Consider the following 21825-nt stretch of genomic DNA (forward strand, 5'->3'; position numbering starts at 1 on the left):
GCGCCCATGTGACGTGACATATGGCAAACTTCCGCGTATATCACAGGTCAAGGACGGATTAACCGCCCAGATCGTGCAGCATTACAGGCAGACATAGTCATGAAAAATCAGAATACGTCCCGGCTGTCGCGCCGGGCCTTTACCTTATCAGCGCTCTCGGGCCTGACGGTCACCGCAGCCTGCGGCAACGGTGTAGGAAGCAACGGCGCGAACCAGATCGACGCGCGCGTGAACGCGACGCTCAACGAAATGTACAGCGTCTACCCCAACACGGTTTCGCTTTCGGAAAAGGCGTCGGGCATGCTGGTCATGCCGCTGGTCACCGAGGCCGGTTTCTGGCTGGGCGGCGCCTATGGGCGCGGCGCGCTCCGCGTCAACGGTGTCACTGTGGATTACTATTCGACCGCCAAGGCGAGCGCGGGCCTGCAGATCGGTGCGCAGCAATACGCACATGTGCTGTTCTTCATGACCGATGACGCGCTGTCCGAATTCCGCCGCTCGTCCGGCTGGGCCGCCGGTGGCGATATCGAATACGTGGTACGCGATCAGGGGGACTCGGTCGCGGCCGACACCACGACACTGCGTTCCCCCGTTCTGGCCGCTGTCTTTGGTCGCGCAGGGCTGCGCATCGGTGCAACGCTCGAAGGCACCAAATACACGCGCATCATCCCCTGATATTCGGATCCACAAACGAAAAATGCCGGACCTTTCGGTCCGGCATTGTTTGATTCTAATGAATTAGAAATTAGTCGTTCGCAGTCACTTCCGACCCTTGCTCATTGTCGGCACCGCGCGAGGACGTTTCGGTGTCGCTCGTCATGGTGTCGGAGACGTCAGTGCCCGGCTCTTCGGTGGCACGCGCTTGGTCGGAACCACGCGATGCGTCAAGTTCACCATCTTCGGCTTTAAGAACGTCGGCGTCCGCGTCGCCATCGGCGATTTCTTCGCTGCGCTCTTCGTCAGAACCACGCTGGGAGTCCTGTGCTTCGTCGGTGCTGCCGGACATCGTGGTAGCTTCGCTTACTTCGATCGAACCGGATTCACCGGTGGAAACTTCGTTTTCGACGCCAGCGGTAACTTCTTCACCCTGAAGGTCGGCTGCACCACGGCTTTCGACTTCGTCGCTCTTTGCAACGCCAGCAACTTCGTCGTCAGCAATAACTGCGGAACTTTCGGCTTCCGCGGCAGTCAGGTCGTCGTCGCCACGCGATGCTTTGTCGACATTCGCATCAACGGTTGCGTCAACGGGCGTGCCCATTTCGACTTTTTCGGAAGATTTCACGTTATCTGCGCCGCGCGAGGCGGTTTCAGCGAACGAGCCGGTTGCGATCAGGGCAGCGGTGATGGCAGTGGTCATCATGAGTTTCATAGTGTTGTCCTTTCGTTTCTCTCCGGCGGTGTGCTTGCCGCCTCGTATGGAGCAACAACACCGCCGGATCACGAAAGGTTCCCAAAACCGCTGAATTCCTTGGCCCCGCCAGATAACAGAAGCGTGAGAAACCTACCCCGCAGCACGCAAACGCTTGATAAGACTAGAGGTATCCCAGCGCCCGCCGCCAAGTTTCTGCACGTCCTTATAGAACTGGTCCACCAGTGCCGTCACCGGCAGGCTCGCGCCATTTTCATCCGCGGTCGAAAGACAGATGCCCAGATCCTTGCGCATCCAGTCCACGGCGAAGCCATGGTCAAATTGATCGTCCAGCATGGTTTCGTACCGATTTGCCATCTGCCAGCTGCCCGCGGCGCCTTGGCTGATCACCTCGACGACCGAGCGACCGTCAAGCCCGGACTTTTCAGCAAAGTGCAACGCTTCGGACAACCCCTGCACCAAACCAGCGATTGCGATCTGGTTGCACATCTTGGTCACCTGACCGGAACCACTCTCGCCGATACGGCGGCAGATCTTGGAATAGACCTCCATGATCGGCTCGGCGCGTTCATAGGCACCTTCGTCGCCCCCGCACATGATCGACAATGCGCCATTCTCGGCTCCCGCCTGCCCGCCGGAAATCGGCGCATCGATAAAGCTGATCTGCTTGGCATCCGCCTCGGCATAAAGCTCACGCGTCACCTTGGCAGAAACGGTGGTATGGTCGATGAAGACCGTGCCGCTGCCCATCCCGGCGAATGCGCCCTCCTCGCCCAGACAAACGCTGCGCAGGTCGTCGTCATTACCGACGCAGGACAAAACGAAATCGGCGCCCTTGGCCGCCTCTACCGGCGTCGGCGACATCGCGCCGCCATAGGTTTCCACCCATTTATCCGCCTTGGCTGCAGTGCGATTATAAACCGTCACGTCGTGGCCGGCCTTCTGCAAGTGCCCGGCCATCGGAGCACCCATCACTCCCAACCCCAAGAATGCCAGTTTTGCCATTTGCTTTCCCCTCCTGCTAACTTCACATAAAATCAGGATTCTCATTAACAGCCATTGCGGGCGCGGCAAAGAACCTGCATTCACTTTGAATTCCTAGAGCAGAAACAGGCAACAGGTAAGTCATGGCGACTCTCTTTCGCTGGTTATTGCGGGTTACCGCTGCCCTGATCTTTCTGATCGCCCTTGGCATCGGGCTGGTCTACTTCCTCGCCTCGCAATCCCTGCCCGATTACAGCAGCACCGTCGAAACCCCGGGGATCACCACACCGGTCGAGATCGTGCGCGATCATTCGAACGTGCCGCATATCCTTGGCGAAAACGACCCCGACGTCTATTTCGGGCTGGGATATGCCCATGCACAGGACCGGCTCTGGCAGATGACCATGCTACGCCGTACCGCGCAGGGGAGGCTTTCCGAGATATTCGGCCCACGCATGGTCAAGATCGACCGGCTGATCCGGCGGCTCGACATCTACCGGCTGGCGCAACAATCTGTCGCCTCGCAGGATGCCGAGACACTGGATGCACTCAGATCCTACGCGGCCGGCGTGAACGCACGACTGGCCGAAATCAACCACCGCGCCCTTGGCCGCGGCGCACCCGAGATGTTCATTTTCAACGCCCCGGTCGCGCCCTGGCAGCCGGGCGATTCCCTCGCGATCGTCAAGCTGATGGGGCTGCGCCTCTCGGTACAACTTGAATCCGAGGTTCTGCGCGCGCGCACCTCGCTGATGCTCGATGACGCGGACCGGCTGAAAGACATCCTGCCCGACGTGCCCGGCAGCGGCATCGCCGCACTGCCCGAGTATGCCGAACTTTTCCCCGGCCTGCCGCGCTATGCCCAAGGGTCCGACCTGCCCGCCTCGCCGTTGTCACCGATCCCGGAAAACGGTCTGGCCAGCGCCTCGAACGCGTGGAGCGCCGCGCCCTCGCGGTCCGCATCGGGCGGCACCTTGCTCGCGTCCGACCCGCATCTTGGCTTTTCCGCGCCCTCGATCTGGTATCTCGCCCGGCTCGAACTCGACACCGGCGGCGTCATCGGAGGTACCATCCCCGGCATTCCCGTCGTCCTCACCGGGCGCAGCGCGCGGCTTGGCTGGGGGCTGACTTCGGCCTATCTCGACGATCAGGACCTGTTCATCGAAAAGCTGAACCCGGACAACCCCGAGGAATACCTGACTCCTGATGGCTACAAGCCCTTCGAAAAGCGCCCCTCGATCATCGAGATTAAGGATGAGGCGCCGATCACCCTGACCCTGCGCTGGACAGAGAATGGCCCCGTCCTGCCCGGCAGCCAGTTCAACCTTGATACCATCACGCCCCCCGGTCATGTTGCGGCGCTCTCCTGGACCGTGCTCAGCCCGCGCGACACGACGCTCAGCGCCGCCATTGGGATCATGAAATCCGCGACGGTGACCGAGGCCATCGAAAAAGCCGAGGCCTATGTCGCCCCGGCGCAGAACCTGATGCTCGCCGATCAGGAAACCATCGCGATGAAAACCATCGGGGCCAATCCCCGTCGCGATCCCCGGCATCAAAGCAAGGGCCGCCTCCCAAGCCAGGGCTGGCGCGCCGAGAACCGCTGGCAGGGCCGGATGCCCTACGACTCGAACCCCGAATTCGTCAGCCCGCGCGGCGGAATCCTTGGCAACACGAACAACAAGACGGTCGAACGTCCCTTCCCTAATCACATCTCGTTCAAATGGGGCGATACCCAACGTATCAAGCGCTGGCAGCGGCTCATGCAGTCACGGCAGGTCCATACCCGTGACAGTTTCATCGAGGCCCAGCTTGATACGGTCAGCTTTACCGCGCGTTCGCTGCTGCCGCTGATCGGCGCCGATCTCTGGTACACTGGTCAGGCGGCACCCGATGGCACACCTGAACGTCAGCGCCAGATCGCACTTGACCTTCTGGCCGACTGGAACGGCGAGATGAACGAACACCTGCCCGAACCGCTGATCTATGCCGCATGGGTCCGCGCGCTTCAGGAGCGGCTGATCCGCGACGAACTTGGGCCCCTCGCCAATGAATTCAACCGCGTCGATCCGCTCTTCATCGAGCGTGTCTACCGCGACGTCGACGGTGCTTCGGTCTGGTGCGATGTCCGTCAGAGCGCCCCGGTCGAAACCTGCACCGAGATGTCGCGTCTTGCGCTGGACGACGCGCTGGTCTGGATCGGCGAGAATTACGGCACCGCGCTGGAAACCCTGCGCTGGGGCGACGCGCATCAGGCAACCCACGACCACCCGGTCTTGGGCGAAGTGCCCCTGCTGCGCTATTTCGTGAACATCCGCCAATCGACCAGCGGCGGTGACAACACCCTGCAACGCGGGTTGACCTCGGCCACCGGTCCGAACCCGTTCGAAAACGTGCACGGTGCAGCCTATCGCGGTGTCTATGACTTTACCGACCCGAACAGTTCCGTCTTCATCATCTCGACCGGGCAGTCAGGCCATTTCCTGTCACGCCACTACGATGACATGGCGCAGCTCTGGCGTCGTGGAGAATACATCCCGATGTCGCTCGACCTCGATCTCGCCCGCGCTGCTGCCGTCGGCGTCACGCATCTGCTGCCGCTTCCGGCGGCGGACTGACCTCAGACCACGGTCTGCCTGACAAAGGCCTGTACGCAGTCAAGCAGCTGGTCGTTCTGTTCGGGCGTCCCAAGGCAAAAGCGCATGAAATGCTCCAGACCCGCCTCGCGGGTCCGGTTCACCACGAACCCGCCTTCGTCGAACAGGTATTCAACCAAGCCTTCGGTCACCTCCGGCCCCTGCCCGTCGACCGTTACCATCAGGAAATTCGACCCGCTCGGCGTGGCGCTCACCCCCATGTCTTTCAATGCCAGCGCGACCCGGTCCCTCTCGGACACGATCTCGGCCACACGCTCGCGGACCAGATCGATGTCCTCCAGCGCCGCGATAGCGGCGTTCTGCGCCATGTTGTTCACGCTGCCCATGCCGCGTGTGACATAAAACCCCGGCAGCATCCAGGCTGGCACCTGCGCCCAGCCAACCCGCAGCCCGGCCAGCCCGAAGGCCTTGGAAAAGGTGCGCGTCACGATGACATTGTCATGCCCCTGCGCCATCGCATGGACCGAGTTGCAATAGTCCTCGCCGGTGAACTCGCCATAGGCAAGGTCGATCACCAGCACCACATCGGTGCGCAGGGTATCCACCAGCCGCTGCAATTCCGACAGCGGCAGCACGGTGCCCGTCGGGTTATTCGGGTTGGCCAGAAAGATCACCTTTGTGAAATCGCTGACCCCGGAAAGGATACCATCCACATCGGTCGTGAAATCGATCTCGGGCGCCTTGACCAGATCGGCGCCCGCCCGATGCGCGACCATCTGAAACTGGATATAGCCGAACTCGGAAATCAGGATCTCGTCCCCCGGCCGCGCAAAGCTGCGCCCGATCACGTCCAGCAGTTCTTCTGAGCCATTTCCGCAGATCAGGCTCTCGGGGTCCAGCCCGTAGGTCTTGCCAAGCGCCGAGCGCAGCCCGTCACAGCCGGGGCCGCCATAGCTGTTCACCCGATGCCCGGTCGCCTCGATCGCCGCGGCCACGGCAGGTGTCGGCCCATAGGGCAGTTCGTTGTAGCCAAGGTTGATGATCGGCAGACCCTTGGGCTGCGCCCGCGATATCCGCCCCCTGACAGGCATCGCCTCAATATAGGTTGTCGGCCGCGCGGCGGTTTGCTCGTCACTTTGCATCAGTCAGTACCTTGAGACTTCATTCCCAGCCGGGGAACGCTTACAATTCGCTCGATTGCAGGGCCTCGGCCACCGACAGGCCAAGCGCGAAATATATCTCGCGATACATCGCATCGAACCCGTCGAACAACGCCCCGTTCAGCGCCTGCCCCGCCTCGGTCTCCGAGAAATCGAGATAGGCCTGCATCTCGCTGTCGCTGAGCGGCCCATAGGCCATATAAAGGAAACTCTGCAGCCAGCCCAGCGTGTCGGCGCGGATCGCGTCTTCCTGAGACCAGACCTCGTCAAGGATCTCGGCCTCGCTCATCTTGTGGCTGCCGCCTTCGACCAGACCGTTAAAGAAATGATAGTTCGAACTCAGCGCCCCGGTCACGTTGCGCTCGTTTAAATCGTTAATCTCGATAAAGCTGGTGATCGCATCGACCCGGGCGTTTTCATCCGCTACCGCCTCGGCATAGATCGCATCGGCCAGTTCATCGACCGCAGGATCGACCATCGCCACCCGGGCGCTGATCTCAAGCTGCAGGATACGCCGCCCCGCATCGCTGCCAAAGAAATCGAGCGCAGCGCGGGTTTCCTCGGCCGTCAGGCGCTTTTCAAGGCTCGCTTCGAGCACGGACAACATCGCCTCGGGGTCATAGATGCGTTTCACCTTGTCCGAGAAATAGCGCCCACCCGTCCCCGACAGGAGATCGTCGTTCAGCCCATCGCCATAGCGCAGACCTTCCACTCGCAGGACCTTGATCACGTCATCCAGCAGAAGAACATCGCTCAGCTCGTCTATGTCCCCCGCACCGCTTGCAGTAAGCGGAACAAGCGCGACAAGCGACAGCGCCGCGGCGATCACATAACGTCTGGCCCATCTCTTCATGTCAGATGTCCTGACCGGGGTGCAGGTCGGCCATCTTGGCCGCCAGCACTTCGAAACGGTTGGCCATGATCTCGTACTGGACCGCGTTCAGCAGTTCATACACCTCCTGCATCTGCGGCTTTTCCAGTGTTTCGGTATAGGCCAGCAGGTCTTCGTCCGAAATATCGCGATAAGTATAGGCGGACCCGGACATGGCCGATTGCTCTAGAACCACACGCAGCCGTTCCTCGTCTTCCGCGATCATCGCCCGCAACTCATCCGCATCAAGCTGAAGCTCGACCACCCCGGCCGCGCTGGCTGACATCAGAAAGCGTACCTGAATCTCCTGCAAGGCCCGCAGGCTTGAATCGACGGAGGATATCGCCGCGTTCATCCGCTTCAACGTTTCAAGCCGGTCCGGATTATTCTCGGCCAGTTCGGCGAGGATTTGGTTGCCTTGCTTCATCTTGGCGTCATCGTCATCCTGCATGTGCGAGGCGTTCTCGGCCTCGACCAGCCGCTGCCCCAGATCGGTCGCATAGAACCCCGCCGCAAAATCAAGGTTTTCATCACTCAGCGTCTGCTCAAGAATATCAAGTGCGATATCGCGCATGATCTCCGGCTTGAAGACCTGTGCCGTCACCCGGTTCCAATCCGACCCAAAGACGTCTGGTTCCACCCCCAGCATCTGCGGGGCCGAAGCGGCGGAAAACGCGATTGAATCCAGCGCCACGTCAAATCCGGTCGTCGTCAGAAAGGCCTGTACCCGCTCGCGATTGGCCGCATTCGAGGGCTGAACAAAGACACACATCATCGCGAGACCAAGAATGGCAGCGATCTGCAGCAGGCGGGGCGAAACGAGTACGCGCGAAAACTGTATCATGCGGTGAACCGTAAGGCATTTCGCGGCACCGGCAATCAAAAAAAATGCAATCGGCGGAAACCTAAAAAACGCCCTTGCCACCCGCCGCATGACCGATTACACGCAGGCTCCACAGACCCCCGCGGAGAGGTGCCGGAGTGGTCGAACGGGGCGGTCTCGAAAACCGTTGACCCTTCACGGGGTCCCAGGGTTCGAATCCCTGTCTCTCCGCCATATGCCTGCCCATATGCACAAATCGCCGCTGTCACCGGATCAGTTCCGGCGCAATACCCTGCGTCCGTCTGTCCCAGCTCGCCGTGTCAATTACCAGTTCTTTAAGCGGCCTCGAAGAATCCGTTTCCGCGCGGCACTGTGCGCCTTCAATCAGCGCGGGCCATGGTTACTTCGGACCGAAAGCATATTCGGCTCAGCATCTTTGACAATAAATCCATGTCGGGGATAAAGTCGCGCACCGGTCGCAGCGGCCAAAGATCAACCTTCGGAAATGGAATAACGCCTTGCTAGAGCGAAATGAATTCGACGCAGTCTATGCCTGTGTCTGCGACCTCAACGGTGCGATGCGGGGCAAGCGCATCCCAAGCGCCCAGATCGAAAAAATCGGACGCGGTGAAATCCGGATGCCATTGTCCATCCTCTGTCTCGATATCTGGGGCGAGGATGTCGAGGGCAGCGAACTGGTCTTTGAAACCGGCGATGCCGACGGGCTTTGCGACCTGATCGACCGCAAGGTCAGCATCTCCACCTGGACCTCGCGCCCAAGCGCCTTTGCGCAACTCTGGATGCGAGAGGAAAACGGCAAACCCTTCCTTGGCGATCCACGCCGCGCGCTGGCCGAGATCCTCTCGCGCTACAAGGCGCACGGCCTGACGCCGGTGGTGGCGACCGAGCTTGAATTCTACCTCTATGACGACAGCGAAAGCGCCCCCTCAGCGCCCCGCGCGCCCCGTTCGGGGCGCAGTTCGGAAACCGCCGGTGCGCTCTCGCTCGACGAATTGCAGAAATACGAAGAATTCCTCGACGACGTTTACGATGCCTGCGCGCTGCAGGATATTCCCGCCGATGCGGCCATTTCCGAAAACGGCGCCGGGCAGTTCGAAATCAACCTCAAGCATTCCAGCGATGCGCTGAAAGCGGCGGATGATGCGGTCCTGTTCAAACGTCTCGTCAAGGGCGTCGCGCGGCGTCACGGGATGGGCGCCACGTTCATGGCCAAGCCCTATGGCGACCGCTCCGGAAGCGGCCTGCATGTGCACTATTCACTGATAGACGAACAAGGGCGCAATGTCTTCGATGATGGCGGCGCACGCGGCACTGACACGATGCTTCACGCGGTTAGCGGGATGCTCTCGACGATGCAGGATCATACGCTGATCTTTGCCCCGCATGAGAATTCCTATCGCCGGCTCCTGCCCGGCTCACATGCGCCCTCGGCGGTGGCCTGGGGCTATGAAAACCGCACCGCCGCGATCCGCATTCCCGGCGGAGACAACAAATCCCGCCGGATCGAGCACCGTGTCGCCGGTTCGGATGCGAACCCTTATCTCGTCATCGCCTCCATTCTTGGCGGTGCGCTGCTGGGCATCGAATCCAAGGCTATGCCGCCGAAACCGATCGAAGGCGACGCCTATTCCAAAAGGCTCCAGAACCTGCCGCTCGACTGGGCCTCGGCGATCGAGGCCTTCTCGGACAGCACCGGCGTCGAACAGGTCTATTCAAAGTTGCTCAAACGCATGCTGACCCAGTGCAAGATGCAGGAGCTGCGCCGGTTCACCCAGCATGTGACGGATTTCGAATACCAGAGCTATCTCGAGACGGCCTGACCTCCCTCCCCCAATCCCAAACTGATTTCGCCCCGCCGGTGCCCTTGCGATGTACGGCGGGTGTACAGGGGGTGTACGGCTTGTGCCGGGCATTTCGCCCGGGCTCACCCGCCGTTAGTTCTCCCTCGCATTTTGGCAGAGGGCGATTTGATAGACGTCTCTCAAAAAAAGATTGACGACCATCATTTTGATCATTTTATTAGGCGCAGGGAGGAAGTCCATGCAGAGTCGCCTACCGACATTGTCGGACGTCGCGCGTTGCGCGGGCGTTAGCTATGCGACCGTCGATCGCGTGGTGAATGACCGGGGCGGCGTGGCGGAGAAATCCGTCATACGGGTGCGCAAAGCCATCGATGAGCTGGGCTATGTGCGCAATGTAGCGGCGGCAAACCTTTCCCAGAACAAGACCTATCGCTTTGCCGCGATCATACCGACCGGCACCAACCAGTTCTTTCAGCAATTGCGCGCCATTCTCGAAGCCGAACGCATCAGGTTGCTGGCCGACCGCATCGACCTGCGCATCGAGGGGATCGCCGCGTTTGATGGCGAAGCCTTGTGCGAACGCCTTGATATCCTTTCACAAACCGGCATCGACGGCGTCGCGCTTGTCGGAACAGACGACGACATCGTCGCCCAGAAGATCGCCGAGCTTCGGTCTGCCGGGATTGCCGTTCTTACCCTCGTGTCGGACGCGCCGAACGCGCCGCGCGATGCCTATATCGGGATCGACAACCGCGTGGCGGGCCAGACCGCCGGACGTCTGATCGGCCTGTGCCACGGTGGCGCGTGCGGCCGGGTACTACCCATCGTCGGGGCGCTCTCGGCACCCGACCACGCCGAACGGCTTGAGGGCATGCGCGAGACGGTGACGTCCCTCTACCCCGATCTGGATATCGCGCCGGTCATCATCGGCCGGGACGAACACGAGATCGTCGAGAACAAGCTTCGACCAATATTCAAAAATTCTCATGACATAACAGCGGTTTACAGCGTCGGCGGCGGCAATGCGGGCCTGTTGCGCGTGCTGCGCTCCCTGCCTGACGGACAGAACCGGCCGATTGTTGTGCTGCATGACATCGTGCCTCAAGCGCGCGAAGCCCTCGAGGACGGGGTGATCGATGCCATCATCGACCAGCGCCCCGAAGTCGAGATCGCCAACGCCCTGAGCTGCCTGCGCAGCATTGCCGACCGGCGTATACCCGATGTCACGGACCCGATCCTGCCCACCGTTTATTTCAAGGAAAACCTGCCGCCTCACGGCAGGGATTCCTTTGTGCGTCCCGGCCATGCCGTCAATAGAACGGCGTCGGGACATGCCTCAAAATCTCGAATTCTCAAGGAGATAGACCAATGAAGACGATCAAGGGCCCCGGCCTTTTCCTCGCCCAGTTTGCCAGCGACGAAGCGCCGTTCAACTCGTGGGACCAGATCACCAAATGGGCCGCCGACGCCGGGTACAAGGGTGTTCAGGTGCCGGTCTGGGAATCGCGGCTGATCGACCTCGACAAGGCGGCAAGCTCCAAGGATTACTGCGACGAATGGGCCGGGCAAGCCCGCGAAAACGGCGTCGAAGTCACTGATCTCTCGTCACATATTCTCGGACAGCTGGTTGCCGTCCACCCCGCTTATGACACTTGGGTCGACGGCTTCGCCGCCCCCGAAGTGCAGGGCAAGCCCAAGGAACGCGCCGAATGGGCGGCGGAGCAGGTCAAAAAAGCGCTGACCGCATCAAAGCACCTTGGCGTCGATGCGCATGTGACTTTTTCCGGCGGTCTCTGCTGGCCGTTCATCTATCCCTTCCCGCAGCGCCCCGCCGGGCTGGTGGAAACCGCCTTTGACGAACTGGCGGCGCGCTGGCGTCCGATCCTGGATCACGCCGAAGATTGCGGCATCGATGTCTGCTATGAAATCCACCCCATGGAAGACCTGCATGATGGCGTGACCTTCGAGATGTTCCTTGAACGTCTGGACGGTCATGCCCGTTGCAACATGCTTTACGACCCGTCCCACTACGTGCTGCAATGCCTTGATTACCTTGACAATATCGACATCTACAAGGACCGGATCAAGATGTTCCACGTCAAGGATGCCGAGTTCAACCCGACCGGGCGTCAGGGTGTTTACGGTGGCTACCAGCCCTGGGTCGACCGGGCCGGACGCTTCCGCAGCCTTGGCGACGGTCAGGTCGATTTCGGTGCAGTCTTCTCCAAGATGGCGGCCAATGACTTCGACGGCTGGGCCGTTGTCGAATGGGAATGCGCCATCAAACACCCCGAGGACGGTGCTCGCGAAGGCGCGCAATTTGTCAAGGATCACATCATTCGCGTGACGCCCCATGCCTTTGACGATTTCGTCGACGGCGGCACCGATGACGCCGCAAACCGCAAGATGCTGGGGATTGATTGAGATGAGCGATAGCAAACGCATCAGGCTGGGCATGGTCGGCGGCGGAGCCGACGCGTTTATCGGCGGCGTGCACCGCATCGCCAGCCGCATCGACGACCGTTTCGAACTGGTTGCCGGGGCGCTGTCCTCGACCCCCGAAAAGGCCAAGAAGAGCGGCGAGGCGCTGGGGCTGGACCCCGCCCGCAGCTATGCCAGTTTTGAGGAAATGGCTGAGGCCGAAGCGGCGCGCGAGGACGGCATCGAAGCGGTCAGCATCGTGACGCCCAATCATGTCCACTACCCGGCGGCCAAGGCATTTCTTGATCGCGGCATCCATGTGATCTGCGACAAGCCGCTGACCTCGACATGGGAAGATGCCGAGGCGATGGAAAAGGCCGTGGCGGGTTCCAAGTCCCTGTTTATCCTGACACATAACTACACCGGCTATCCGATGGTGCGTCAGGCGCAGGCGATGGTCGAGGCCGGAGACATCGGCAAGATCCGTCTGGTGCAGGTCGAATACCCGCAAGACTGGCTGACCGATCCGGTGGAAACCGAAGGCGTGAAACAAGCCGAATGGCGCACCGATCCGGCGCGCTCCGGCGCGGGCGGGGCCACGGGTGATATCGGCACTCATGCCTATAACCTCGCCTCCTTTGTCAGCGGGTTGAAAGCCAGCGAGTTGCTGGCCGATCTGCAAAGCTTTGGCGCGGGTCGCTCGCTGGACGACAACGGTCACGTCCTGCTGCGCTTCGACAACGGCGCGCGGGGCATGCTCTGGTGTTCGCAGGTCGCGCCGGGCAATGAAAACGGGCTCAAGCTGCGCATTTACGGCGACAAGGGGGGGCTGGAATGGGCGCAGGAAGACCCGAACTACCTGTGGTTCACCCCGCATGGTGAAGCGACCCGCCTGATCCGACGCAACGGCGCCGGGGCAATCGACGCAGCAAATGCCGTAAGCCGTATTCCTCCGGGCCATCCCGAGGGCTATCTGGAAGGGTTCGCCAATATCTACACCGCCGCCGCCGATGCCATTCGCGCGGTTCAGGGAGGCAGCGACCGCGACGCGGCCATGGGCCCCCTGCCCGGCATTTCTGATGGCATGGAGGGGATGCGTTTCGTGCTGGCCTGCGTGGAGTCGTCGAAGAACAACGCGACATGGGTGAAACTGTGAGCACACCCACCCTCGAACTGTGCGATATCCGCAAGAGCTTCGGCCCGATCGAGGTGCTGCATGGCATCGACATCGCGCTGCGCTCGGGCGAGGTCCATGCGCTGATCGGTGAAAACGGGGCGGGCAAATCGACGACGATGAAGATCCTGGCGGGCTATCAGCCCGCCACCTCCGGCAAGATACTGCTAGACGGGAAAGAGGTGACTTTCGACAGTCTGCATGAAGGCGAAGAGGCTGGGATCGTGATGATCCATCAGGAATTCAACCTCGCCGAACAGCTGACGGTCGAGCAGAACATCTTTCTGGGCCGCGAGCTGCGCAAGGGCTGGCTTTTGGACAAGGCCGAGATGCGGCGCCTGACGCGCAGCTATCTCGACCGGGTGAAATGCCGTGTGCATCCCGATACGCCAGTGTCGAAATTGTCCAACTCTGACAAGCAGATGGTGGAAATCGCCAAAGCGCTGAGCCGCGACGCGCGGGTTGTCATCATGGACGAACCCACCGCCGTTCTGACCAACCGTGAGGCGGGCATCCTCTTTGAACAGGTTCGCGCCATGCGCGAGGCCGGCACCGCGATCCTTTTCACCAGCCACAAGCTGAGCGAGGTTGCCGAGATCGCGGATCAGGTCACCGTCATGCGCGACGGGGCGGTCGTGCGCGCCTGCCCCGCGTCGGACATCACCGAGGATGAAATGGCCACGGCCATGGTCGGACGCGATGTGTCCGACCTCTACCCCAAGCATCGCGAAGAAGCCGAGAATGAACTGGCGCTCTCCGTGTCCGGTCTGGATGTGCCCGGCTTTGCCGAAGGCATCTCTTTCGATCTTTATCGCGGCGAGATTTTCGGCATCGCGGGCCTCATCGGTTCTGGCCGGACGGAAGCGATGGAGGGGCTGTGCGGATTGCGCCCCGCCACACGCGACGCCATGCAGATCAATGGGCAGGATGTGAGCATCCGCAAGCCCTCTGACGCGCTGGCCCACGGGCTGTGCTACCTGACCGAAGACCGCAAGTTGCGCGGTCTGCTTCTGGAACGGGGCATGCGCGAGAACCTGACGCTTCAGGCGCTGCCCAAGTTCGGCACGCTGCTGATCGACCGCAGCGCAGAAGAAAAGGCGCTGGATCAGGCGATCAAGGATTTCGACATCCGTGCAGGACGACGGGACGTGAAGGTCGGCAATCTCTCGGGCGGTAACCAGCAGAAACTGCTGCTTGCCAAGGTGATGCAGTCGGAACCGAAGATCCTCATTGTCGATGAGCCGACGCGCGGCATCGATATCGGCACCAAGCAGCAGATCTATGCATTCCTGCGCCGTCTCGCGGATGAAGGCCATGCGATCATCATGGTCTCTTCCGAAATGCAGGAGCTGATCGGCATGGCCGATAGGGTCGCCGTCATGCGCACCGGCCGCATCGCGGGCACGCTGAGCGGCAAAGACATAACAGAAGACGCCATTGTCCGCCTCGCCATGGGCGTAGGGGCAACTGAATACGGCGCGAAAAAGGAACTGGCCTGATGACCTCTGAAACGACGAACAGCAAGCAAAGCGGGCGCGCCCTGCCCTCGATGAGCGTACTGGGCCCGATCCTCGCGCTGGTCCTGCTTGTGGTGGTCGGCGCCCTGCTGAACCCGAATTTCCTTGGCGCGGCCAACATCACAAACGTGCTGGCCCGATCCGCCTTTATCGGCATCATCGCCGTGGGCATGACCTTTGTGATCACCGCCGGGGGGCTCGACCTTTCGGTCGGGTCGATGGCGGCCTTTATCGCCGGGCTGATGATCCTTGTGATGAACGCGGCGCTGCCCAGTATGGGGGTCGGTGTGCCCATTATCCTGCTTGGAATGCTGGTGGCGATTGTCGCCGGTATCCTTGCCGGGCTTCTCAACGGCTTTCTGATTACCACCGTGGGCATCGAGGCGTTTATCGTAACCCTCGGCACCATGGGCATCTACCGCAGCCTTGTGACATGGCTCGCCGATGGCGGCACGCTCAGCCTCGACTTCGGGCTGCGCACCTTTTACCGCCCGGTCTATTTCGACGGGATTCTAGGAATCTCCTGGCCGATCATCGTATTCGCACTGGTCGTCATCATCGGCGAAATCGTGATGAGCCGCGCCCGTTTCGGCCGCCATTGCGCTGCGACGGGATCGAACGAGCACGTGGCCCATTATTCCAACGTGAACGTTAACCGCACCCGGCTGATCACCTACGCCCTGCTTGGTCTGCTGGTGGGGGTCGCGACGATCATGTATGTGCCGCGCCTTGGCTCGGCTTCGTCCTCGACCGGCGTACTGTGGGAGCTTGAAGCCATCGCAGCCGTTATCATCGGCGGCACCGTGCTCAAGGGCGGCTTTGGCCGGGTCTGGGGCACCGTGATCGGCGTCCTGATCCTAAGCCTGATCGACAATATTCTGAACCTGACCGACCTTGTATCGCCATACCTGAACGGCGCGATCCAGGGCGTCATCATCATTCTCGCAGTGATCCTGCAGCGGGAAGCCAAAGCGAAGGGCTGAGGCCCGCGCGTCAATACTCGAAAGGGAGGTAAGACATGAGCTACATGAAAAACATTCTGGCAGGGGCGGCAGCCATCGCGCTTGGTGCCAGCGCAGCCTATGCGCAAGACACCAAGGTGATCGGTGTTTCGATCCCGGCGGCAACCCATGGTTGGGCCGGTGGCATGAACTACCACGCACAGGAAACCGTAGAGCGGTTGGAAGAAGTCTATCCGCAGCTCGACTTTGTGCTGGCTACCGCATCGGATGCGGGCAAGCAGGTCAACGACATCGAGGACATGGTCGCTACGCGCAATATCTCGGCGCTGGTGGTCCTGCCCTTCGAATCCGATCCGCTGACTCCGCCGGTTCAGGCGGTTGCCGATAGCGGTGCATGGGTGACGGTGGTTGACCGTGGCCTGTCCGTCGAAGGCATCGAGGACCTCTATGTCGCAGGCGACAACGCGGGGTTTGGCACGGTATCGGGCGAATACATGGCCTCGAAAATGCCCGACGGTGGCAAGATCGTCGTCCTGCGCGGCATTCCGACCACCATCGACAACATGCGTGTCGAAGGCTTTGAGAAAGCGATCGAAGGCTCGGGCATCGAGATCATCGGCATGGAGCACGGCAACTGGAACCGTGACGACAGCTTTAACGTGATGCAGGACTTCCTGTCGAAGTACGACCAGATCGATGCGGTCTGGGCCTCGGATGACGACATGGCCGTTGGCGTTCTTGCCGCCATCGATGCCGCCGGTCGCGATGATGTTCAGTTCGTGCTTGGCGGCGCGGGCATGAAGGAAATGATCAAGCGCGTGATGGATGGCGACAGCATGATCCCCGCCGACGTGACCTACCCGCCGTCGATGATTGCAACGGCGATTGAAATGACCGCTGTGGGTCTGACATCGAACGCGCCGGTTGCCGGTACCTTCACCATCGGTTCCGTACTGGTCACCCAAGAGAACGCCGAGCAGTTCTACTATCCTGACAGCCCGTTCTGATCCGGAACAATAAAACGGACTGGCCCGGGAATTCCCGGACCAGTCCTTTTCATTTCGGCCTTTCAGCCATTCCGGGCATCGCCAAAATTGTACAGCCCGATCATTTCCAATGATCCGTCACCGATAGATCCGTGTGGTGCAATCCGGTCAATCGATTCAGGATCGTTCGTGAGTTCTCCCGGATCAATTCGTCCACACAATCCGGATCATTCCAGTCTTCCGCCACCGACGGGATAGATATCCCGCACCCGGCCCCTTCATTGCGCAATTTCATATGCATCGCCGTGCTGAGAGAACCCGTGAGCGGTGGGTCAGCATTCGGCCAGACATATACCGTGCCACACAAATATTCAGAGAAGCCGTATTCCGGTTACATTATTTGGTGACAACCCGTCCGCGAACTGTCGAATTCGACCGTCCGAAGATAAATAAGCGCAATAATTATCGTTCGAGTATGCTTTGGTATTTCGCGAAAGTCGTTTGTCTTAAAAGATATCTTGGGAATAAACGTAGTCCAAAGACACGTTTTTCAAACGTGTTTTTTCACGCTTTCGGATTTTCGGCGAATTAAAGCTTATTCAGGAGGATTACCGCGCAGCCCGGTCGCAGATACCAGTCTCCGGTCTAGCACCTTATTGAATGACCGAATTGTCCATCCGGGCAGAGACATCACCTACCCGGTCCAGCGCGCGTGCCGCGACAAAAGCGATGGCCGCTCCGACCAGCAGGCATAGCAGCACCACGGCGACAATCCGCACGAACCCCGCAGCCGTGCGCCGCTCGGCCTCAATCGGCAGCGAGCCGCTCTGCGTCGCCGCAGCGGGCATGTCCTCGGCCACATCGTCCCGACTGGGTTGGCCCACCCGCGGAGGCTGTCGGCGGCGCCCTGCCATGTGGTCCTCTTCTTCCGCAACGTCTTCTCCGGTGGCACGCCCATCTCCAAAGAGAGACAGAACATTGTCGCCAGCCGATGGTTTCGACACAGCAGGTTCAGAGCGTTCGGGCTTTGTTTTGAACGAGGTCAGCTTTGCTTCGGCTTTCGGAGATGCCCCCTCGCGTTCAGCTGCCATTCTCGCAAGGAATTCGGCACGGTTCTCGCGGGCAATGCGCTGCGCATCTTCGGGTGTCGCGTTTCCGATATCGTCCAGCTCATCGCTCTCCGTCGAAGCCGTTTCCCACGGCTTGCGGTCGGGCAGCACAGATTGTCCTTCGGACTTGTTCAGAACCTGCTCACGCGATTGGCGCGCAAGCTCCAGCCGGGCGTTCCAGCTCAGTTTTCGGTCCATATAGGATTTGGAATCCGAGCTTGGTACTTCGTCTTCAGGACGGTCGTTTTTCCGCAGGCTCATCACTCTCACTCAACAATACAGACACGCGGGTACTATACCTCAAGGTTAACGGTACGTCACGCTTTCTCGCGTCGCTCAGACCCCCGCACCCGGTCAGTCTCCCCCTGATCCCCGAGAAAATGGCGCGCAAACCGTGAAAATCAAGTGACGCGCGATAGCTTGCCGCAATGTGCTTAAGCATCAAAGGCGCAGTCTGTGGGACAAATTCGGCTCACCTTCGGCAGGGCGCCGGATAAAGTATGACCGGTTTCCATGGATCTGAAGCCAAGGACGAAAATGAAATTCCGAAGATTTATCTATTTGATAAAAAATAATTTATCGCGCCACGCGACGTTGGCCCTTTTCGCGAAGCGCATGGCATCTTGCGTATGGTTTCAGCATTTGCCGTGCGTCGAACGGAACAGAACGAGGCGGCCATCGATTGCGAAATGACTACCCAAGCTGCCACGCCGAGCGGCTTGAAACGGGCGATCCCAAACGCCTCTGAAATGCACAACCCAAAGTTGCACACATTTTAACGGTTTCGAATCCGGCACAATGTGAAGTAATTGCTGAAACCGTCCCGGCCCGAGCGACAATCCGGCGAATCCGGGAACGGCACGACGCTAGCTGTCCTTCATCAAGTTGTTAAGCACGTCCTGCGTATCCGCACCGCAAGCGGGCGGCGCGTGACGGTAGCAGACCGGCGTTTTCGAAAACTTGACCGGATTGCCGATCAACGGCACCTCGCCCGATGCGGCATGTGCATCCGGCATGGAGATCTTCATGCCGCGCGCCTCGACCTGATCCGAGGCAAACACCTCGGACAGGCTGTTGATCGGACCGCCCGGGATCCCTGCCGCTTCCATCGCGCGCACAAGATCTGCCTTGCCAAAGCGCAGGATTTCTCCGGCGAGCAACCCGATCAGGATATCGCGGTTCGTGACACGGTCGATGTTGCGCCGGAACCGTTCATCCTCGGCAAGATCGGCTCGCCCGAGAATGCCGCAGAACCTCTTGTACTGCACATCGTTCCCGGCGGCCACGATCACATGCCCGTCGCTTGTAGCGAACACCTGATAAGGCACGATATTGGGGTGCTGATTGCCCAGACGCGGCTGTTCCTGCCCCGACAAAAGATAATTTGTCCCCGCATTGACGAGCCACGCCACCTGGCTGTCGACAAGGGCGATGTCGATATGCTGACCTTCGCCGCTCTGGTCGCGATGGCGGATCGCCGCCAAAATCGCCGTCACCGCGTACAGGCCGCAGATCACGTCCGTCACCCCGACCCCGACCTTCATCGGCTCGCCCTCGGGATCTCCGGTCAGACTCATGATACCGCCATAGCCCTGTGCCAGCAGGTCATAGCCGGGCTTGTGCGCATTGGGGCCCGTCTGGCCGAACCCCGTGATCGAACAATAGACAATACCCGGGTTGTCCCGGCTCAGGCTCTGGTAATCCAAACCGTATTTGGCAAGCCCGCCGACCTTAAAATTCTCAACCAGTATATCGCAACGCCGGGCGAGCTGCCGCACCGTCTCGGCCCCCTCTTCGGTGGCGATATCAACCGCGACCGACCGCTTGTTACGATTGGCCGAAAGGTAATAGGCGCTCTCCGCCGTAGGCTCCCCATCCGGTCCGGTCACATAGGGCGGCCCCCAGGCCCGGGTATCATCCCCAAGGCCCGGCTTCTCGATCTTGATGACCTCCGCGCCGTAATCGCCCAGCAATTGCGTGCAGGTCGGACCGGCAAGGATACGGGACAGGTCCAGCACCCGAAGCCCGTCAAGCGGCCCCGGCACCTGCGCATTCGACATTGTCACATCCTTTTACCTGCAGATGCGAGGCCGCCTCAGGCGACCTCTTCCACCTCGCCCCCGGCCTTTTTCCAGCCCGAGAATCCGCCCTCGATATGCGCCACCGGCTGCAAGCCCATCTCCTGCGCGAGCCGCGCGCTCAGGGCAGACCGCCACGCACTGGCACAGTAGAAGACGAATGTCTTGTCCTGGGCGAAAACATCCTTGTGATAGGGGCTTTCCGGATCGATCCAGAATTCCAGCATGCCGCGCGGACAGGAAAACGCACCCGGAATCTTGCCTTCGCGCTTCAGCTCGCGCGGGTCGCGCAGGTCCACGAATACATGATCCTCGGCCCCCAAAAGTGCCTTGGCCTCCTCGATGGGCATGGTGGTGACCACGGCATTCGCCTCGGTGACCATATCTTTCACATGCTTGGTAATCGTTTGTGCCATGTCGGCTCCTTCTCTTCAGACTGGTGTCGTGACACGGGGCTCGCCGCAGGCGGCCTCGATCACCTCGCCCGCGTCAAACAGGATATCCTCGCGAAACTTGCCGCCGATCAGCTGGACGCCAACCGGTGCATCCCCCGCCATGCCGGTCGCGACCGACAGCCCCGGCAGCCCCAGCGTCGGCAGCGCCCGTTGGATAAGCTGCGCTTCCATGATGCGGTCAAATCCCGACCGGGCGCCCACGTCGCTCTGCTGCGCGAAAGGCAACATGCCCGAAGACGGGCAGAGCACCACGGGCCACTCGGCGAGGAAATGCAACCATTCGCGCTGCACCCCGATGCGCCGCTGCAGGCAGGCCATCAACCCGCCAAGGTCCATCTCCGCAGAATCCGCGGTCATCCGCTGAAAAACCACCGTGGCATCGGGATCATCCTCGGCTGCAATGGTTGCCGCCGCAGCGCGGGCTTCCGCCATCCAGAGCTGCGCGTTTATCTCGGCCGCTACCCGCATCGGCGGGCAATCGATCTCCTCGACCTGCCAGCCAGCCTCACGCAGGGCCTCGGCCGCCTGCGTCAGCGCCGCCAATACCGCGTCTTCCACCTCCATCCCGTCCGGAGTCGGACAAAAGGCCACCTTCCTGGGCAAAGCCTCCCCCGTCAGGCGCGCGGGGATCCAAAGCGGATCCTCGGGATCGCCCACCGACATGGCGGCCAGTCCCAACCTCAGATCGGCAATGCTCCGGGCAATCGGGCCCGAAACCGCCATCATCTGCGCCCCGATGTAACGATCCGGCGCCGAGGCATTGCGCGCCGGAACCCGGCCCACGGTCGGTCGAATCCCCTGCAGGCCGCAGGCATAGGCCGGATAACGGATCGATCCGGCGATATCGGTGCCATGTCCTATGGCGCAAATCCCGGCGGCCACCGCCGCCGCCGCCCCGCCCGACGATCCGCCCGGCGTCAGATCGGCATTGCGCGGATTAAGCGTCATCCCGTGCAACTCGTTATTGGTGAACCATCGCATCGAGAAAGCCGGCGTATTGGTGCGCCCGACAATTACCGCCCCGGCCCGCCGCAGGTTGGCCACCACCGGGCTGTCCTGTTTCGCGATCAGATCTTTCTGCAATTTCAGACCGTTGGTCGTCGCGTATCCCTTCTGATCCACGTTGACCTTGATCGTCACCGGCACGCCGGCGAGTGGTCCCGCGTCCTCCCCGCGCCCAAGTCGGTCGTCCAGCACATCCGCAGCGGCCAGCGCTTCCTCCGGGCATTCCTGTACCACTGCGTTGATCCGGGGATTGATCTCCGAAAGCCGGGCAAGATGCGATTCAACCACCTGGCGCGCGGAAAAAGACCGGCTTTTCACACCCCGCGCAATTTCACTGGCATCCATTTCCCAGAACTCAGCCATCCTCGCCCCTTCCTGCTTGAATTCCAAAGAGGTGACATCAAAAATCACGGCGTTTCAATGGGCATATAGAATTTCCCGCCCCATGACGGCGCTGCACAGACGACCCATTGCCGGCCCTGCCTGAAACC

Annotated in this window: 18 protein-coding genes and 1 tRNA gene; 10 read left to right on the forward strand and 9 right to left on the reverse strand. The window is 60.8% G+C overall.

Annotated elements, in window-relative coordinates; genetic code table 11:
- Positions 1 to 99: 99 nt before the first annotated feature.
- Positions 100 to 675, forward strand: a complete 576-nt coding sequence (locus MF268_RS00360; protein ID WP_238368932.1) for a lipid-binding SYLF domain-containing protein — start codon at positions 100 to 102, stop codon at positions 673 to 675.
- 70 nt (positions 676 to 745) lie between these two features.
- Here MF268_RS00360 and MF268_RS00365 read toward each other — a convergent pair whose 3' ends face one another.
- A complete protein-coding gene (locus tag MF268_RS00365) occupies positions 746 to 1369 on the reverse strand; it encodes a hypothetical protein (protein ID WP_238368933.1) in 624 nt (207 codons plus the stop codon).
- Between the two features lie 132 nt (positions 1370 to 1501).
- On the reverse strand, positions 1502 to 2374 hold the full coding sequence (locus MF268_RS00370) for an NAD(P)-dependent oxidoreductase (RefSeq protein ID WP_238368934.1): 873 nt from the start codon (positions 2372 to 2374) through the stop codon (positions 1502 to 1504).
- A 122-nt stretch (positions 2375 to 2496) separates the two neighbouring features.
- Here MF268_RS00370 and MF268_RS00375 point away from each other — a divergent pair, with 122 nt between their 5' ends.
- A complete protein-coding gene (locus tag MF268_RS00375; RefSeq protein WP_238368935.1) occupies positions 2497 to 4971 on the forward strand; it encodes a penicillin acylase family protein in 2475 nt (824 codons plus the stop codon).
- Between the two features lie 2 nt (positions 4972 to 4973).
- Here MF268_RS00375 and MF268_RS00380 read toward each other — a convergent pair whose 3' ends face one another.
- The 3 genes from MF268_RS00380 to MF268_RS00390 are packed head-to-tail and all read right to left on the reverse strand — an operon-like array spanning position 4974 to position 7825.
- Positions 4974 to 6092 carry a pyridoxal phosphate-dependent aminotransferase gene (locus tag MF268_RS00380; RefSeq protein ID WP_238368936.1) on the reverse strand — a complete coding sequence of 373 codons (1119 nt, stop codon included), beginning with the start codon at positions 6090 to 6092 and terminating at the stop codon, positions 4974 to 4976.
- A gap of 40 nt (positions 6093 to 6132) precedes the next feature.
- A complete protein-coding gene (locus MF268_RS00385) occupies positions 6133 to 6963 on the reverse strand; it encodes a DUF2059 domain-containing protein (RefSeq protein WP_238368937.1) in 831 nt (276 codons plus the stop codon).
- Position 6964: 1 nt separating this feature from the next.
- Positions 6965 to 7825 carry a DUF2059 domain-containing protein gene (locus MF268_RS00390; protein ID WP_238368938.1) on the reverse strand — a complete coding sequence of 287 codons (861 nt, stop codon included), beginning with the start codon at positions 7823 to 7825 and terminating at the stop codon, positions 6965 to 6967.
- Positions 7826 to 7948: 123 nt separating this feature from the next.
- Between MF268_RS00390 and MF268_RS00395 the strand changes: the two genes are divergently transcribed.
- From MF268_RS00395 to MF268_RS00430, 8 genes are all read left to right on the forward strand, one after another.
- Positions 7949 to 8038: transfer RNA gene (locus MF268_RS00395), tRNA-Ser, on the forward strand.
- Between the two features lie 284 nt (positions 8039 to 8322).
- Complete coding sequence (locus tag MF268_RS00400; RefSeq protein ID WP_238368939.1) at positions 8323 to 9645, forward strand: glutamine synthetase family protein; 1323 nt, start codon at positions 8323 to 8325, stop codon at positions 9643 to 9645.
- Between the two features lie 220 nt (positions 9646 to 9865).
- Positions 9866 to 10999: a LacI family DNA-binding transcriptional regulator gene (locus tag MF268_RS00405; protein WP_238368940.1), complete on the forward strand. Its 1134-nt coding sequence runs from the start codon at positions 9866 to 9868 to the stop codon at positions 10997 to 10999.
- On the forward strand, positions 10996 to 12051 hold the full coding sequence (locus MF268_RS00410; RefSeq protein WP_238368941.1) for a sugar phosphate isomerase/epimerase family protein: 1056 nt from the start codon (positions 10996 to 10998) through the stop codon (positions 12049 to 12051). The genes MF268_RS00405 and MF268_RS00410 overlap by 4 nt, the downstream gene beginning before the upstream one ends.
- Before the next feature lies 1 nt (position 12052).
- Positions 12053 to 13204 (forward strand): Gfo/Idh/MocA family protein, encoded by a 1152-nt coding sequence (locus MF268_RS00415; RefSeq protein WP_238368942.1) that lies wholly within the window; start codon positions 12053 to 12055, stop codon positions 13202 to 13204.
- On the forward strand, positions 13201 to 14721 hold the full coding sequence (locus tag MF268_RS00420; RefSeq protein ID WP_238368943.1) for a sugar ABC transporter ATP-binding protein: 1521 nt from the start codon (positions 13201 to 13203) through the stop codon (positions 14719 to 14721). Before MF268_RS00415 ends, MF268_RS00420 begins: the two co-directional genes overlap by 4 nt.
- The gene (locus MF268_RS00425; RefSeq protein WP_238368944.1) at positions 14721 to 15722 is read left to right on the forward strand and encodes an ABC transporter permease; all 1002 of its coding nucleotides are present in this window, start codon (positions 14721 to 14723) and stop codon (positions 15720 to 15722) included. The genes MF268_RS00420 and MF268_RS00425 overlap by 1 nt, the downstream gene beginning before the upstream one ends.
- A gap of 44 nt (positions 15723 to 15766) precedes the next feature.
- Complete coding sequence (locus MF268_RS00430) at positions 15767 to 16708, forward strand: ABC transporter substrate-binding protein (protein ID WP_238369529.1); 942 nt, start codon at positions 15767 to 15769, stop codon at positions 16706 to 16708.
- 632 nt (positions 16709 to 17340) lie between these two features.
- Here MF268_RS00430 and MF268_RS00435 read toward each other — a convergent pair.
- The 4 genes from MF268_RS00435 to MF268_RS00450 all read right to left on the reverse strand — a co-directional run bounded on the left by MF268_RS00435 (position 17341) and on the right by MF268_RS00450 (position 21697).
- Positions 17341 to 18057, reverse strand: a complete 717-nt coding sequence (locus MF268_RS00435) for a hypothetical protein (RefSeq protein WP_238368945.1) — start codon at positions 18055 to 18057, stop codon at positions 17341 to 17343.
- 605 nt (positions 18058 to 18662) lie between these two features.
- The gene (locus MF268_RS00440; RefSeq protein ID WP_238368946.1) at positions 18663 to 19856 is read right to left on the reverse strand and encodes a CaiB/BaiF CoA transferase family protein; all 1194 of its coding nucleotides are present in this window, start codon (positions 19854 to 19856) and stop codon (positions 18663 to 18665) included.
- Positions 19857 to 19891: 35 nt separating this feature from the next.
- Positions 19892 to 20290, reverse strand: a complete 399-nt coding sequence (locus MF268_RS00445; protein ID WP_238368947.1) for a rhodanese-like domain-containing protein — start codon at positions 20288 to 20290, stop codon at positions 19892 to 19894.
- Positions 20291 to 20305: 15 nt separating this feature from the next.
- Positions 20306 to 21697 carry an amidase family protein gene (locus MF268_RS00450; protein ID WP_238368948.1) on the reverse strand — a complete coding sequence of 464 codons (1392 nt, stop codon included), beginning with the start codon at positions 21695 to 21697 and terminating at the stop codon, positions 20306 to 20308.
- Positions 21698 to 21825 lie beyond the last annotated feature (128 nt).

The sequence above is a fragment of the Heliomarina baculiformis genome, assembly GCF_019966545.1.
Taxonomy (GTDB): domain Bacteria; phylum Pseudomonadota; class Alphaproteobacteria; order Rhodobacterales; family Rhodobacteraceae; genus Heliomarina; species Heliomarina baculiformis.